At 38.3% G+C, this 16,762-nt stretch carries 14 protein-coding genes; 11 read left to right on the forward strand and 3 right to left on the reverse strand.

The features are described 5' to 3' along the window. Positions 1–129: 129 nt before the first annotated feature. From TOL2_RS23180 to alr, 3 genes are read left to right on the forward strand one after another with little or no spacing between them, the layout of a single operon-like run. The gene (locus TOL2_RS23180; protein WP_014959704.1) at positions 130–2,220 is read left to right on the forward strand and encodes a ribonucleoside triphosphate reductase; all 2,091 of its coding nucleotides are present in this window, start codon (positions 130–132) and stop codon (positions 2,218–2,220) included. A gap of 20 nt (positions 2,221–2,240) precedes the next feature. After that, positions 2,241–2,945, forward strand: a complete 705-nt coding sequence (locus TOL2_RS23185) for an anaerobic ribonucleoside-triphosphate reductase activating protein (RefSeq protein WP_014959705.1) — start codon at positions 2,241–2,243, stop codon at positions 2,943–2,945. A 30-nt stretch (positions 2,946–2,975) separates the two neighbouring features. Next, positions 2,976–4,184 carry an alanine racemase gene (gene alr / locus TOL2_RS23190; RefSeq protein WP_014959706.1) on the forward strand — a complete coding sequence of 403 codons (1,209 nt, stop codon included), beginning with the start codon at positions 2,976–2,978 and terminating at the stop codon, positions 4,182–4,184. On the opposite strand, the gene TOL2_RS23195 is transcribed toward alr, so the two are convergent. Then, positions 4,154–5,071, reverse strand: a complete 918-nt coding sequence (locus TOL2_RS23195; RefSeq protein WP_014959707.1) for a helix-turn-helix transcriptional regulator — start codon at positions 5,069–5,071, stop codon at positions 4,154–4,156. The two genes, alr and TOL2_RS23195, sit on opposite strands and share 31 nt — an antisense overlap. A gap of 221 nt (positions 5,072–5,292) precedes the next feature. On the opposite strand from TOL2_RS23195, the gene mobB reads away from it, so the two are divergent. After that, positions 5,293–5,787, forward strand: coding sequence for a molybdopterin-guanine dinucleotide biosynthesis protein B (gene mobB, locus TOL2_RS23200; protein ID WP_014959708.1), 495 nt, complete (start codon positions 5,293–5,295; stop codon positions 5,785–5,787). 79 nt (positions 5,788–5,866) lie between these two features. Continuing rightward, positions 5,867–6,673 (forward strand): hypothetical protein, encoded by an 807-nt coding sequence (locus tag TOL2_RS23205; RefSeq protein WP_148278169.1) that lies wholly within the window; start codon positions 5,867–5,869, stop codon positions 6,671–6,673. Here TOL2_RS23205 and panC read toward each other — a convergent pair. Further along, positions 6,654–7,505 carry a pantoate--beta-alanine ligase gene (gene panC, locus TOL2_RS23210; RefSeq protein WP_041279698.1) on the reverse strand — a complete coding sequence of 284 codons (852 nt, stop codon included), beginning with the start codon at positions 7,503–7,505 and terminating at the stop codon, positions 6,654–6,656. The genes TOL2_RS23205 and panC overlap by 20 nt on opposite strands. Before the next feature lie 400 nt (positions 7,506–7,905). Between panC and rdgC the strand changes: the two genes are divergently transcribed. Both rdgC and TOL2_RS23220 read left to right on the forward strand, forming a co-directional pair. Further along, complete coding sequence (gene rdgC, locus TOL2_RS23215; protein WP_014959711.1) at positions 7,906–8,520, forward strand: recombination-associated protein RdgC; 615 nt, start codon at positions 7,906–7,908, stop codon at positions 8,518–8,520. Between the two features lie 5 nt (positions 8,521–8,525). After that, entirely contained in the window at positions 8,526–9,059 is a 534-nt protein-coding gene (locus TOL2_RS23220; RefSeq protein ID WP_014959712.1) for a hypothetical protein, read from the forward strand. Between the two features lie 231 nt (positions 9,060–9,290). On the opposite strand, the gene TOL2_RS23225 is transcribed toward TOL2_RS23220, so the two are convergent. Further along, complete coding sequence (locus tag TOL2_RS23225; RefSeq protein WP_014959713.1) at positions 9,291–10,688, reverse strand: sigma-54 interaction domain-containing protein; 1,398 nt, start codon at positions 10,686–10,688, stop codon at positions 9,291–9,293. A gap of 270 nt (positions 10,689–10,958) precedes the next feature. Between TOL2_RS23225 and TOL2_RS23230 the strand changes: the two genes are divergently transcribed. The 4 genes from TOL2_RS23230 (at position 10,959) to TOL2_RS23245 (ending at position 15,567) form a co-directional block, all read left to right on the forward strand. Further along, on the forward strand, positions 10,959–11,204 hold the full coding sequence (locus TOL2_RS23230) for a sulfurtransferase TusA family protein (RefSeq protein ID WP_014959714.1): 246 nt from the start codon (positions 10,959–10,961) through the stop codon (positions 11,202–11,204). A 193-nt stretch (positions 11,205–11,397) separates the two neighbouring features. Continuing rightward, positions 11,398–12,339: a hydrogenase 2 operon protein HybA gene (gene hybA / locus TOL2_RS23235; RefSeq protein WP_014959715.1), complete on the forward strand. Its 942-nt coding sequence runs from the start codon at positions 11,398–11,400 to the stop codon at positions 12,337–12,339. Further along, on the forward strand, positions 12,314–13,513 hold the full coding sequence (nrfD, locus tag TOL2_RS23240; protein ID WP_014959716.1) for an NrfD/PsrC family molybdoenzyme membrane anchor subunit: 1,200 nt from the start codon (positions 12,314–12,316) through the stop codon (positions 13,511–13,513). Before hybA ends, nrfD begins: the two co-directional genes overlap by 26 nt. Continuing rightward, on the forward strand, positions 13,510–15,567 hold the full coding sequence (locus tag TOL2_RS23245; RefSeq protein WP_014959717.1) for a tetrathionate reductase family octaheme c-type cytochrome: 2,058 nt from the start codon (positions 13,510–13,512) through the stop codon (positions 15,565–15,567). The genes nrfD and TOL2_RS23245 overlap by 4 nt, the downstream gene beginning before the upstream one ends. The last annotated feature ends 1,195 nt before the right edge of the window (positions 15,568–16,762 follow it).

A 16,762-nucleotide genomic window follows, 5' to 3' on the forward strand; every position in this document is an offset into this window, starting at 1 on the left:
ATTAGCTGTTATTGATAAACCACAATATATTGAGTAGGTTACTCAACTTTCCAAACAAATCATTTTAGAGCTGTTAAAAAGATTTATAAAAGATATGTTAATTTCAATCAGATTTCAAGAGGTGGATACATGTTTGACCAAATTAAAAAACGGGATGGAAGAATAGCTGATTTTGATTCATCAAAAATCACCTATGCCCTTCGCAAAGCAGGTGAGGCAACCGGTGAATTCAATGAAAGAGAAGCTAGAAAGATGACAATGAAAGTTGTCACCCTCATCAGAGATCTGCGTCTCGGGCCTGTTCCGGAAGTGGAAGAAATTCAGGACATTGTTGAAAGAGTTCTCCTGGATTCCCCGTTTTATAAAACAGCCAAGGCATACATTATTTACCGGGAGCAGCACAACCAGATCAGAAAAATTGCCATTAAAGAGAATGTGGGGCTCATGGAGTCCTATATTCGAAGAATGGACTGGAAAGTCAAAGAAAACAGTAATATGAGTTATTCCCTGCAGGGATTGAACAATTACATATCTTCCGACATTACAGCAGAATACTGGCTCAATAAAATTTATCCGCCGCAAGTCCGGGATGCACACTACAGAGGAGACCTCCATATCCATGACTTAAGCCTTTTGTCTGTCTATTGCGTGGGTTGGGATTTGCAGGATTTACTGCTTGAAGGGTTTAAAGGGGTTGCCGGAAAAGTTGAATCTTCTCCGCCCAAGCATTTCAGAAGTGCGCTGGGCCAAATCGTCAATTTTTTCTATACTCTTCAGGGCGAAGCAGCCGGTGCCCAGGCCATGTCAAATTTTGACACCCTCCTGGCGCCTTTTATCAGAAAAGACGGCTTGTCATACAAAGAGGTGAAACAGGCTCTTCAAGAATTCATATTTAACATCAATATTCCTACAAGAGTCGGTTTTCAGACTCCTTTTACAAACATCACCATGGATTTGATTGTGCCGTCCACTTTAAAGGATTCACCTGTTATCCTTGGTGGAGAATATGGCGAGCAAACCTATGCCTGGTATCAGGAAGAAATGGATATGCTGAATTCTGCATTTGCAGAAGTCATGATGGAAGGGGATGCAAAAGGCAGGGTGTTTACGTTCCCGATCCCGACTTATAATATTACCGAGGATTTTGACTGGAGTAATCCAAACCTTGAAAATATCTGGAAGATGACCGGAAAATACGGGATTCCCTATTTTTCAAATTTTGTAAATTCCGATATGGACCCGGAAGACGCCCGTTCCATGTGCTGCCGCTTGAGGCTGGACAACCGGGTGCTGAAAAAAAGAGGGGGCGGCCTGTTCGGTGCCAATCCATTGACCGGTTCCATTGGTGTTGTCACTTTAAATCTGCCGAGAGTCGGTTATCTGGCAAAAGATAGAAATGATTTTTTTGAACGACTGGATGCTCTTGTTGATTGTTCGGCAGACTCATTGAGCATCAAACGAAAAATACTTGAAAAATTTACAGAGGGTGATCTTTATCCCTATTCAAAATTTTATTTGCGAAAAATCAAAGAAAACACCGGTGTCTACTGGCGGAACCATTTTTCAACCATCGGCATCCTGGGTATGAATGAAGCCTGTATCAATTTTCTGGGTGAAGCTATTGCCACACAAAAAGGCCATGAGTTTGCCGTAAGTGTCATGGATCATATCAGACGCAGGTTGGAACAATTGCAGGAAACAACAGGTGAAATTTTCAATCTTGAAGCAACGCCCGCCGAAGGTACGACCTATCGGTTTGCCAGTATGGACAAGGCCAGATTTGACAATATCATCTGTGCCAATGAAGAAGAATACACCCAGGGTAAAGATCCGTTTTATACCAATTCCACTCACCTGCCTGTAAACTATACTGATGATATTTTTGAAGCTCTGGAACTTCAGGATCAGCTCCAGACCAAATATACCGGTGGAACGGTTCAACACCTTTTCCTGGGTGAAGAAGTTGAGGATATTGAGGTGGTGAAAAATTTGGTAAAAAAGGTTTCCGGTGCATTTAGACTTCCATATTTTACATTGACTCCGACATTCAGCGTCTGTCCGTCCCATGGATACCTTTCAGGCAAGCATGAAACCTGTGACACCTGTGGTGCAAAAACAGAGGTGTATTCAAGGGTTGTTGGATACTTAAGGCCGGTTGGACAATGGAATAACGGAAAACAAACGGAATTTGCCATGCGCAAAACATTTAAGGTGTCCTGACAGAAAGGTCTGAATAAAATATGAAGATTGGCGGATTTCAAAAAAACACCCTGATTGATTTTCCTGGAACCATTGCATGCATTGTTTTTACAAAAGGTTGTAATTTTATCTGCCCGTATTGCCATAACCCTGATCTTGTGGCCACCCCAAAAAAGGTGGCCACAGATCTGTTTGATGAAAACAAGATTTTTAACTTTCTTGAAAAAAGGAAAGGATTGTTGGAAGGGGTTGTTATTTCAGGCGGAGAGCCCACGCTGCAAGAAGATCTGATTGCATTCAGCAGGATCATCAAGGATATGGGATACCGGTTGAAGCTGGACACGAACGGAACCCGTCCTGAAATACTGGCAAAGCTTTTTGAACAAGAACTGGTTGATTTTGTATCAATGGATATCAAAACCTGTCTTGAAAAATATCATCTTGTGGTGCCGGGAAAATTTGATGCAAAAAAAATTTATGAAAGTATCCGCCTTTTGATGAACAAAGCGCCCGCCTATGAGTTCAGAACTACTTGCGTCAGACCCTTTATCAACAAAAAAATCATGACCGATATCGGTAAAATGATAATGGGTGCCTCAACATATAATCTTCAGAAATGTTCCAGGAATGTAACCGTACTGGACCCCAAATTTTTAAAAGCCGATCATAATTTTTTTTCCGACAAACAGATGCTTGAACTCAAAGCAATAATCGATAAATATGTTACAACATCCGTGGTGCGTTAAAAATGAAAATTTTTTAAAAAGGAAGCAGCCATGGAATATCCTCTTGTAAAAGCCTGTATTGACCTTGATGCAATTCAACACAATGTTCAACATCTAAAACAGATGATACCCGGGCAGTCTAAATTCATGGCAGTTGTCAAAGCTAATGCTTATGGACACGGCGCAATAAGGGTTGCACAAAAAGCCTTGAAAAGTGGTGCCGACTGGCTGGGTATTGCCAGGCTCAATGAGGCTGTTGAACTAAGAGAGGCCGGTATCCAGGCCCCCATACTGATGTTCGGATATATCCATCCGTCACAGGTTAGAGTGGCTGTCGACCTTGATCTGGTGATAACGGTTTATGAATTTGAGATGGCCCAACAGTTGTCCAGGGAGGCCAGGCGGTCAAACAAATATGTTAAAGCCCATTTGAAAGTGGATACCGGTATGGGTCGGGTCGGCATGATTATTGATAAAACTGATAAAAAGCCGTCATGTCAAGCAGCAGAAAAGCAAAGAGAAATAAAGCAATCTGCAAGAAAAAAAGCGGTAAAAGAAATTAAAAAAATTTTAAGATTGCCGGGTATTGATCTCAACGGGATTTATACTCATTTTGCCGCTGCCGACAGCAAGGATAAAACTTATACACAAATGCAGATAGATCTGTTTACATCTTTACTGGAGGATTTAAGAAAAGAGGCAGTGGATCTTGAAGTGTGCCATGCGGCCAACAGTGCCGGTATTATTAGATTTGCCCGGTCTCATTTTGATATGGTGAGAGCTGGAATTTCTCTTTACGGACTCTATCCGTCTTTTGAGGTTGACCAATCAAAGGTGGCACTTGTACCTGCCATGTCATTAACCTCCATTGTGACGGCGGTCAGAAATGTTCCCAAAGGCTTTTATGTCAGTTACGGAAGAACCCATAAAACCCAAAAGCCTACACGCCTTGCATCAATACCTGTAGGCTATGCAGACGGTTTTTCAAGACTGTTTTCATCCAATGGCACCATGCTTGTGAAAGGATACAAGGCACCAATTGTAGGAAGGGTCTGCATGGATCAGACCATGATTGATGTGGGAGACATACCTGATGTAAAAACAGGCGATGAAGTTGTATTGATAGGATCACAGGGCAATAAAACCATTAGTGCGGATGAGTTGGCAAAAAAGATAAATACAATCAATTATGAAATTGTGTCTGCTTTAACATCCAGAGTAGAAAGGATTTATTCAGATTCAGGGTCTGTCTCAGGATAAATCATTTTACCGGTCATTGACAAATCATATCCACCGTATTGTTTGGCAGTGTTCTGAATCACCTTTCCTTTTAAAAGAGATAGAAAAAGTTGAACTCCTTTGTCAAAGAACCGTTCCTTGGTGATTAGCAAATCAAATCGTTCCTTGCAGACAGGAATGAAATCAAGCCCCAGGATACTGGCAACCGGTCTGATGCCCGGACCTGCATCTGCTTTTTTCATGAGGATTTCCAAACCTACATCCATGTGCCTTGCCACGGTGTTATCATACCCGTTTATGGATTCAATGTTTATCCCTGATTTTTTCAGTTCCCTGTCAAAAAGCTGCCGGGTTCCAGTCCCCAACTGACGATTGATGATTTTGATATCTTTGTTGCAAAGGTCGTTTGCAGACCGGATATTTTTGGGATTTGATTTTTGGACAATAATACCCTGCTCTCTTAAACAAAAATTTACAACAGCCGGCATCTGATCCATTTCATCTTTTAAAAATGGAAAATTATAATCTTCATTGTCTGCGACAAGATGGCTTGAGGCAATATGGCAAAGATTCTGCTTTAAGGCTTTTAACCCTCCCATGGAACCTGCAATGCCGAACATGGCCATATGGTCTTCGTGCTTTATATTAAAAGTTGAAATAATTTTGTCCAGCAACAAGTCATTGCTGCCGGCAATAAGAACAAGCCCGTGATAAGGGGGAAGTTTGGCAAGTTGCGGGTAATTTTCCGTTCCCAGTTCCACCCATTGACGAACAAGGTTTATAGGAAAAATCCATTTTCCAGTTACTTTAGAAGCAGGCAGGCCTTTTTCCGCAATGAGGGAATATACCATTTTCTCATTTACATTTAAAAATTTTGCAATTTCTTTTGTTGAAAAAAGTTCACCCATAGCCGATCTCCATTTTATTTTAATATAAAATCATTATCATTTTTTCAGTGACTCGTTATGCTTTCATTAAAGCACAATCAGTTTTTATACCATAAAATTTATCATACAAGTGAGTTCTTTTTTTGTAAAGATCTTCAATGGTCTGTTATCCTGCTTGACTTTCCTTGTTTTGAACACTATTTTTATAAAAAATTTAATCAACAGCAGCAAAGATAAAGTCTATGAAACCAAAAATAATTACCATTGTAGGAAAATCAAACTCCGGCAAAACCACTCTTCTTGAAAAACTGATCGCCTGCCTTACACAACGAGGGTATAAAATAGGATCTGTAAAACATGCTCATGATGGATTTGAGATGGACAAAGAAGGCAAAGACAGCTGGCGTCACAGAAAAGCAGGTGCCAAATCGACCCTTGTGATTACTCACAATAAAGCTGCCATAATTAAAGATGACACGACAAGTTATATTGAAAAGATGAAATATTATCTTTCTGATATGGACATAATTCTGGCCGAAGGCTTCAAAAAGCAAACACTTCCGAAAATAGAAATTTTCAGGACACAAAGTGTACATAAAAAACCATTGTGTATGGATGATAAAAATATGATCGCCTTTGTTACGGATTCGGACCACAAGCCGGATGTGCCTATATTCGGACTGGAAGATATAACGAAGATAGCCGATTTTATTGAATCAAATTTTCTAAAAAATTAACCAAGTGCAAAACAAAATTATTAGACAAAACAAAAAATACCCGTCATCTGCCTGGGCTGTTGTCTGGTTTGTTTTTTTTATGGCTGCCGCGTGTATGGCAGATCAGGATCAATCCGGCATTTATAATTGTGTTACCCGATTTGAGAACGGGGCCATCAATTGGAGTACCGGAAAAATAACAGCCATTGGCAAGGCGTCACCTGAAGATAATAGAAAAGGCTCGCATAAATCAGTGCCTGGATCGGCAAGGGCTGATGCAAACAGGCAGATCATAGAGATTTTAAAACAAATAAAAATTAATGCTGCATTGACTGTGGGCGAGTATGCCTCTAAAAATGATTTTATTTTAGCGGGTATGGAAAAAACAGCAAGGGATGCCATTATTATGAATCAGTATTATACTTCTGCCCTTGCCGTGGAAATAATGATTGAAACTTCTATGTTTGGGGGTTTTTTACAATTGGTATTGCCGGAAGATATTTTACAGATACCTATAATTAATCCTATAATACAACAGGAAAACATTAAAGTAAGAGGGTATAATTTTTATACGGGTCTGATCATTGATGCAAGAGGGTTGGGGGTTGAGCCGGTTCTTAATCCTGTGGTTGTCAGTGAACAGGGCCATGAAATATATTCTTTTGTTTTTATCAGCAGGGAATTTGCCGTTCAAAACGGGGTGTGCAAGTATCTTTGCAGTATGGACCAGGCATTAAAGGACAAAAGAACCGGCCTGCACCCCCTGGTTTTGACCGGACTTCGCAAACAAGAAAAACCCAATGCCACCATTGTTATCAGCATGTCAGATTATCGCCTGTTGGAAAAAGCAACAGAACGTCATACCTTTTTAAAAGAATGCCGGGTTATTATCGTGAAGGATCAATAAGGGCATTATCAATTAACCTTGTTTTTCCGATTTTCACGGCCAACGCCAATAAAACCTGATTTTCAATACTGTCAACATGATCAAGGGTTTGGGGATCACAAAAGCAGATATACTCTGGAGTTGTTTGTGAAAATGTTTTAAAAAAAGTTTCCATCTTATGTTTGATTTTCCCGGAATCTTTTTCTCCCTTGGCAATCAATTCTTTTGCCAGGTTCAATGATTGCCAGAGGCTTAAGGCTGATGCCCTTTGAGATTTGGAAAGATATGCATTGCGCGAACTCATTGCAAGACCATCTTTTTCACGTATGATATCGCCTGCTATGATCTTGATGTCAAAATCCAGATCAAGCGTTAATTGTCGAATAATCTGAAGCTGCTGATAATCTTTTTGTCCGAATACAGCCATATCCGGCATAACAATGTTAAACAATTTAGTGACCACGGTTGCAACTCCTGTAAAATGGACCGGCCTGAATTTTCCGCATAAATGATCGGGAAGATATTTGAGCCGTATTTCAGTCTGATAATTTTCAGGATAGATATTTTCTTTGTTGGGCAGAAAAACCGCTGTTGCACCCGCTTTTTTTGCAAGTGACAAATCATTTTCAATATTGGAAGGATAAGAATCCAAGTCTTCATTGGGTCCGAATTGAGTCGGATTTACAAAGATGCTGAGTACCAGCTCATCACACAATGGAGCACCTTTTTCCATCAGGGAGATGTGTCCCTGGTGCAAATATCCCATGGTAGGGACAAAGCATATGGTTTTTGATTCTTTTTTTTTGTTTTTTGACCATTCCTGCATTTCAGATTTTATTTTTAAAATATCCACTATTTTTTCAACTCCTCTATAACGTCAATTTCAATTTTCAATATAATACACGGTTTCTTTGTAAAATATCCGGGACCTGAATCATTGATAATTCATACATCTTCTGATTCGGAAAATCCACTGGCAATGATTGTTTTTTATCTTTTATAAATATTTTTGGCATTTGCAAAACTTGATCCATTGAATCATGAAACCTGCAAATATACTCGTGATTTGGGTATGTTTAAAAGCCACGTGCTAAAAAATGGATAATCAAAGATTAGAAATATTCATACAACTCATAGACAACAGAAGAGTTCTGTTCATTTTTATTAAACTATGATAAAAAGATTCGACAAAATGACATATTATTTATTAATAATAATAGATATTTATAAACACTTTTAACAAGGATGAATGCATGGGATTAATTTCTTCAACACACTCTGTCAGCCGGTATCATATTGACGGAAAAATTGAGGGTTCAATAACAGAAGAAGTGCGAAATAACTTGATAAAATATTCAATTCCAAAAATAGAAAGTGAGTATGATGAAATTTCAGCCGGATGGACACCGGTTGAAAGCCCGTATAATCCTGATTTTGAAAAATTTTCTTTTCAGTTTGGAACCTATTTTCTTTTTTCTTTGAGAATTGATAAAAAATCAATTCCAGCCAAAGTGATCCAAAAACATATGGCCATTGAAATTGAAAAAAAAAAGGAAGAATCAGGAAGAGATTTTATTTCTAAAAATGAAAAATCAGAAATAAAGGAGATGGTCACAGATATTTTAATGCATAAGATACCGTCCATTCCCAATGTGTATGATGTACTCTGGAATTATGAAGAAAATAACCTTTATTTGTATACCACACAGAAAGCCGCCAATGAATTTTTTGAAACCCTGTTTTTAAAATCCTTTAATTTAAAACCCATTCGTCTGTTTCCATATACAATTGTTGAAACAAAATCAAATTTTTCAGACCCGCAAAAAGACAGGGTACTTTCACTTGTTCCCGTAACATATTCGAGGTGATTTTTATGCTTGATATTGCAACCGCTTATAATAAATATGAATTTCTTGGAAATGACTTTTTAACCTGGACCTGGTTTTTAATTGAAAATGATCACAATATATCATCTATTTTAGATTCAAAAGATGCTGTCACCCTTAAAGTGGGCAATTCCATTGTCCTTGAAAATAAATTAGGGGATAAATCAAAGGAAAAAATTACCATAAAAGGAGATCAGGCCGGTCTTGAAGAAGGGACCACGGCCTTAAAAAAAGGTGCTTTTGTTACCCAGATAAACCTTATCTGTAAAATAAATGAAGATGAATATAAATTTACCATCAAGGGAGACAGCTTTAATATTACAGGTCTGAAGACCCCAAAAACCGATCTGTCCGGTAATGAAGATGAAATAGAAGGGCTGGTGCTGGAAAAAGCATCTTTTTGCTTTAAAATTTTTGAAATTATTGACACTCTGTTTTTAAAATATATTGAGCAAAGAACATCAGATGACTGGAATAATAAAGGATTACAAGAAATTAAAGCCTGGATTGGTTCATTTTAATAAAGTGTTTAAAACTTGCAAGTTTTGGACACCTTAAAAAAAGATGATAAAATTGGTCTTTTTTATCAAAACAAATCAAAACAATAATATTTAAATAACAACTAAAATTATTAATAAATTCAATTTTTTAAACAGTTTTAAACATTTAAACACTCTTTATTAGTATTATTAATCTTTATTAAAAGAATATATAATAAAGAACACGGATTAAATAACTTCTGATAAAGATATTTATACTGACAAAACTTTTTTAAGATCAAGTCCATATTTTCTCATGCGGTTCCAGACCGTTACCCTGTTGATCTTAAGAAGTTTTGCCGCTTTTGTCTGGTTCCCTTTTGTCTGTTTGAGTGCTTCGATTAATTGCTTTTTTTCATTGGGCAGGGCCTGATTTTTTATCAATTCCTTAACCGGAGAGGAAGGTGTGTTTTGTGATGCACTGATTTTTTTAGGCAAATGCTCTAATTGGATACTGGACCCTTCCGTGATAACAAACGCATACTCCATTGAATTTTTAAGTTCCCTGATATTACCCGGCCAGTGGTAATCCATAATGTTTTCCATGGCTTCATGGCTCAAGCCGTGAATTGTTTTTCCGGTTTTTATGTTTAAATTGCGAATAAAGCAATTGAGCAGGACAGGAATGTCTTCTTTTCGTTCTCTTAAAGGCGGCAGATGTATCGGAATCACATTTATTCTGAAAAACAAATCTTGTCTGAATTTCTTTTGTTCGATCAATTCTTCAAGATTTTTGTTTGTAGCAGTAATAATTCGCACATCAGCCTTAATGGGTAAAATGTCTCCTACTCTTTCAAACTTGCCTGACTCAAGAACCCTTAATAATTTGGTCTGTATGGGCAGGGGAATATCACCTATTTCATCCAAGAAAAAATCGCCATGGTTGGCAGCTTCAAATCGGCCGATTCGGTTATTATAAGCACCTGTGAACGAACCTTTGGCATGACCGAACAACTCGCTTTCAAGAACGGCTTCATTTAATGCTGCACAATTGAGTTGAATAAAAGGGCCACTTTTTCTTGTGCCGGACAAATGAATGGCATTTGCCACCAGTTCTTTTCCGGTTCCGCTCTCACCCAGAATAATTACGGGTGCGGTGCTTTCGGCAGTTTTTCTAATCATGTCAAATATGAACTGCATTTGAGGCGATTTGCCCACAAGCCCTAAAAAATCGCTTTCACTGTCATATTGCCTGGAAAAGATATGGATTTTTTCATCCAGTTTTGTCAGTTCAGATATGTCTGTTAGTGTTTCCACAACACCCATCACCAAACGGTTTTCATCCCAAAGTACGGAGGCGTTTTTTAAAACCGGCAAAAAACTTCCGTCTTTGCATTTGATAAGACATCGGCATTTTTTCATATCCTGTTGATCTTCTTCAAATAATTTGCACCATACAGATTGCTTACTTGTTTGCAGGGTCTGCTCACAGGCATCACAGCCCAACATACTGCAGGACATGCCGATAGCCTCTTTTGAAGTGTACCCGGTAAGGGTTTCAAAAGCTTTGTTGACCATCAAAATAGACCCTTCAGGGCCGATAAACATAAGCCCGTCATTTATTGTGTTAACAATTTTTTTCCAGAAGGTGTTCATTTCATGTTCATCCATTGACCATCTCCTTTAGTCCTAATATTTATTTTGTGACTGTTTGATGACTCTCTTTAACATGTGTTTAAGTGTTTAAACACATGTTAAAATATTATTAGTATTTAAACAGTTGTTAAAATACTATTTAATAGGCAGGCAGTCAACCCAGATGTCAAATATGATCATATAAAAACAAATGGTTATGATTTTAAACGCCCCTATTACCGCTTTAGGCATACCTGTTGCAGCTATAATATTTTATCATTTTATATATTAATGATTGGAGTCGCTATGACATCAAAAACAATTTTGGATCTCAGGGGGGTAATTTCTCCTATTGATCTGCTTAAATGCAAAAGTCGTCTCAAATCCATGGAACAAGGAGATCTTATAGAGGTTATGCTGGCGGATTTAGAAGTAGTAAAGGATTTGATAGTGATTATTAAACGCTCAGGAGATGAAATACTCTACAAAAAAAAGAGTGTGGATTGTATCTGCCTTGTAATAAAAAAAGGCTCAAGAACTTATACAAAATAACTGCCACGGGCAGACTTGGTCTTTCACCTTGGTTTGCCCACAATAAAGATTGAAAGTCGCTTTTTGGTTTTTTGAAGATTTTCATATAAACGGCCATGGCAGATCACTTTGACACAATAAATAATAAAAGATATTTAATTTCAACAGGTTAGAAAATTTTGTATGTAAAATAATTATTTACAAAGGAGGATAAATGCAATTCAGTAGACGCAATTTTTTTAAATTTATAGGAGCAGCCGGTGCTTCTGTTACTGCGATGCCCTCATCTGCAGGCGCATGGAAGTCCAAGGCGCCCCCTGATCCCTATGGATGCCTGGTGGATCTTACCAGGTGCGTTGGCTGTCGCAAATGTGAAGAGGCCTGTAGTAAGGTGAACAATTTACCTGTCCCGGAAAGCCCCAATTGTCAATGCACTGTTTTTGATACGGCAAGACGGCCTGATGAAAAATCATATACAGTTGTAAACCGCTATTTTACAGGAAAACTGGACCCTTTTGACAAGCCGCTTCCAACCTATGCCAAGGTTCAGTGCATGCATTGTCAGGACCCGGCATGTGTGTCAGCCTGTATTGTTGGTGCCCTATCCAAAGATGAGACAGGTGCTGTCAGGTATGATGCAGCAAAATGTATTGGCTGCCGGTACTGCATGGTGGCGTGTCCCTTTGAAATTCCCGCTTATGAATACCATGACCCAATAACACCCAAAGTTATGAAATGCACATTTTGCTATGATAAAATTTCTAAAAAAGACGGCCTGCCTGGATGTGCAACCATCTGTCCAACAGAAGCCCTGACATTTGGAAAAAGAGAAACGCTTTTAACACTTGCCAAAAAAAGGCTGAAAGAGAATCCCGGCAAATATATCAATCATGTGTATGGGGAAAAAGAGATCGGTGGAACATCATGGCTATATATCTCTTCTGTCCCATTTGAGCTGGTAAACCTGCCGGTATTGCCGGACACTCCGTCCCCCAAGCTTTCTGAGACAATACAGCATTCATTGTTCAGTTTTTTATGGTCGCCTCTGGCACTTTTTGGCATTCTGGGTGCCATCATGTACAAATCAAACAATACCCAGGGAAAATCGCAAAATAAAGTCAAGGAGGGGCATGATGAAAGCAAGTCCTTTAAATAAAAAAATTTTAACTCCGGGTATTCTTGTGCTGCTGGTTTTCATGGCAGCGGGCGCAATTGCTGTTATTGCCAGATTTACCGGCGGCATAGGCTACGTAACCAACTTGAGTAATGCAAGGCCCTGGGGGCTATGGGTGGGGGTTGATGTTGCAACGGGAGTCGCCCTTGCTGCAGGCGGATTTACAACTGCTGCCCTTGCTCATATTCTGGGAAAACATTATTATGAACCCATTACCCGTCCCGCATTGTTAACAGCCGCTCTGGGGTACACCTTTGTTGTCCTGGGACTGCTGGTTGATATCGGCCGTTCATGGGCCATCTGGAAACCCATGTTCAACTGGAACACAAATTCAGTTCTGTTTGAAGTAGCCATGTGTGTAATGGTTTATCTGAATGTTTTGTATATTGAATTTTTTCCAATCATTGCAGAACAATTCAAAGGCAAGGTAAATCTTCCGGGTTTATTGTCCGCATTCAATGGCCTGACAGACTGGATACTCACCATCGGGGATGCAATTTTGGATAAAATCATGTGGATCTTTATAATTTTAGGCGTTGTGTTGTCCTGCATGCATCAGTCAAGTTTAGGTTCACTGATGCTTGTTGCACCGACCAAGCTTCATCCGTTATGGTATACGCCGATTTTACCGCTGTTGTTTTTAACATCAGCATTTGCTGTGGGCTACCCAATGGTCGTATTTGAAACAACCATTGCAACCGCTTCTTTTAAGCTGGATTCAGAGATGAATATATTGTCTCCTTTAACCCGTATTACCATTGTTCTTTTGGGCATCTATATGTTTCTCAAACTCGGAGACCTGGCAGTCAGGGGAACCTGGATTTATCTTTTAGACGGAACATATCAAACCAATTCATTTGTTGTGGAGATGCTTTTTGGAGTAATAGTGCCGTGGATAATGCTGCTTTTTACAAAGATTAGAAATTCAAAAACAGGAATTTTTACAGCCGCATCCTTGATTGTGGGCGGCGTAGTACTGAACAGGATAAATGTGTTCATCGTAGGATACAAACCGCCATTGAGCGAAAATGTCTATTTTCCGGCACCCGGAGAAATATTTGTCACCCTGGGTCTTATCGCAACTTTGATGTTTGTTTATAGAATTGTTGTGACCTATTTGCCGGTTTTACAAGAATCCAGGGAGGTATCCCCATGATAAGAAAAAATATTTTCACGACTGTTTCTGTTATTTTGAAAGGTTTTTTATTTTTGACAGGTCTTGTGATTTTAACAGCGCAATTGTGTGAGGCAAAGACCTGGACAGCTCCGGATCAGGAAAAAGCAAAAGAAAAAGCAAAAGAGGTTGTCCCGTTTATCAAAGAGTACAAGGATGACCATCAGATTGTTCGTAAAATTCGTTTGATGGATGCGGGAATTTCATTAAAAGATGTTACAGATGTATATTTTTTATTGGACAGTCCCATCATAAAAAAAAGAGAAAATCATTACGAGCCTGTCAGATTTGCTCATAAAAGGCATGCCGCCCTTACCAAAGACTGCAGCAAATGCCATCATTACAGGCCCAAAGATGAAACAGCCCTGGAAACAACAAGGTGTTCAGCCTGTCATCAGGACTCTTTTAATTCGGATCATCCTGAGCGTATAGGCCTTAAGGCGGCTTACCATCAGCAGTGCATGGAATGTCATAAGACAGAAGCCAAAGGCCCTGTGGATTGCAAAGGGTGCCATCTGCAGAATGTGCCGGATCACAAGGAACTGGTGAAACTGCCAAAGAATGCAGATCCCTTCCAGGTGACAGCAGAATGTTTGAGATGCCATGACACCCAGGCTGAAGATATGCTGACCACGGCCCACTGGCTGTGGAAAGGCCCGTCTCCATATACAACGGGTCATCGAAAGGATATCATGCATGGAAAGGGCTCAACAGCCCTGAACAATTACTGAATCAGTCCAATCAGCAACGAGGCTCGTTGCACAAGTTGTCATGTAGGATATGGATGGAAAGATGATTCTTTTGATTTTACTGATAAAACCAAGTTAGATTGTTTGATATGCCACGATACAACGGGCAAATATAAAAAAAACCCGCCCGGAGCAGGCATGCCGACAAAAGATGTTGATTTGAATTTTGTAGCTGAAAATGTAGGTCATAGCAGCCGGGCAAGCTGCGGTTCATGTCATTTTAACGGTGGCGGAGGGGATGCCATTAAACATGCGGATATGTCAAGGCAACTTCTGGAACCAAGTCGAAGCTGTGATGTCCACATGGGTGGATATGATTTTTCCTGTACCCAATGTCATAAAACACGGAATCATAAAATTGCAGGCAGAAGCTCTTCTGTTCCTGTTGCCGAAGGAAAAGTATCCTGCGAGCAATGTCATTCAGGATCTCCCCATTACAGCGGCGGTCTTTTGGATCACCATTTAAACAACCATTCAAAAACCCTTGATTGCAATGTATGCCATTCACCGGTTTTTGCAAAATGCAAACCCACCAAGACGTGGTGGGACTGGTCAAAGGCAGGGGATAAAAAACGAAAACCACAAAAGGACAAATATGGAAAGCCTGATTATAACTGGAAAAAAGGTGAATTTAAATGGGAAGAGTCAGCCGTACCTGATTACGCATGGGACTCGGGATATATGAATCGCGTGTTAATGGGAGACAAAGTTGATATCAATGCTGATGTTATTAATTTAACAGAACCTGTCGGCTCCATTAATGATCCAAATTCAAAAATCACGCCATTCAAGATTATGAAGGGAATTCAGCCGGTTGATGCGGACCATGATCATATCATTATCCCCCATCTTTTTCCACGCAACAAGGATGACACAACTGCCTATTGGAAAAATCTTGATTGGGAAAAATCTTTTCAAGATGGCATGAATGCAGTAGGGCTTGAATACAGTGGATCATACAAATGGAAAGAAACCTGGATGTACTGGCGTCTGGAACACGAGGTGATGCCTGCAAACATGGCATTGTCCTGTGTTCAATGTCATGAAAGCCTTAAAGGCGAACAAACCTGCAACCGATGCCATCAGGACAATCGCAAAGTTGATTTCAAACAAATTGCCCATAAGGGAACGGATTTTTCATATATGAAATCCAAAGGAAGAGATGTCGGGCATTTGATTGAAAAAACAGATTATATAGATTTTAAAGCCTTGGGGTATAAAGGAGACCCAATTATTTACGGCGGTCGATTCAAAAAACTGCCCATGGGATACAAACAACATAAATAACTGACACGGGCAGACCTGGTCTTTCACCTTGGTTTGCCCACAACAAAAAGTAAGTACCCAGGATTCAATAATATCCAAATAGAATATCATGCAGAACCCCTCTCTACAAAAATCGTATTAAAGTTATCAACACTCTATTTTAAAATGTTTGAATAAAAGGACTTATTTAATTTGAATAATTAATAATTACAGTATGTTAACGTCTAAATATGCTTATTCAAATAAATATGTTTAAAAACCGCAAGTTTTGAACATATTAAAATTAACATCTAAAAATCGTCAATTCTAATAAAAAATTAAACTTGATTTTAAACAACTTGGTTTTAAAAAAGATTATAAGTTCAAAGTGTTAAACAGTTTTAAACATTTGAACACCCTTTATTTAAATTATTATAATTTAAAATAATTTAATAAGCAAATTGCGGTCACCGGAAATTACAATGTCTGCTGTCGTTAATATCCAGCAGGCTGTTAATTTTGAAAGCAAGAGATTCAAAATTAACAATTGATAATTCCAATAATTTGATATAGGTATTGAGGGATATACTATTTTAAGAGAAGAGGGGTTTTAGATGAAATTTTTATTTCAAAAAAATTGTCAAAACCCAATTGAAGAATTTTTCTGATCAATTCAATTATTTTACCAAAATTTTTTACTGCTGCTACATTTTCTTCATAAAAATTACCGTTGCTTTTTTGTCGTTAAATATTTTTGTTTAAGACGGATTTATTTTTTATATATATTAAATTTATCAACACTATATTTTAAAACTTTTGAATAAAAGAACCTATAAAATTTGAATGATGAATAATTACAGCATTTTAAAGTCTGCATATGCTTATTCAAATAAATATGTTTAAAAACCGCAAGTTTTGAACATATTAAAATTAACATCTAAAAATCGTCAATTCTAATAAAAAATTAAACTTGATTTTAAACAACTTGGTTTTAAAAAAGATTATAAGTTCAAAGTGTTAAACAGTTTTAAACATTTGAACACCCTTTATTTAAATTATTATAATTTAAAATAATTTAATAAGCAAATTGCGGTCACCGGAAATTACAATGTCTGCTGTCGTTAATATCCAGCAGGCTGTTAATTTTGAAAGCAAGAGATTCAAAATTAACAATTGATAATTCCAATAATTTGATATAGATATTGAGGGATGTACTATTTTAAGAGAAGGATCTTAA

The sequence above is a fragment of the Desulfobacula toluolica Tol2 genome (assembly GCF_000307105.1).
Lineage (GTDB): Bacteria > Desulfobacterota > Desulfobacteria > Desulfobacterales > Desulfobacteraceae > Desulfobacula > Desulfobacula toluolica.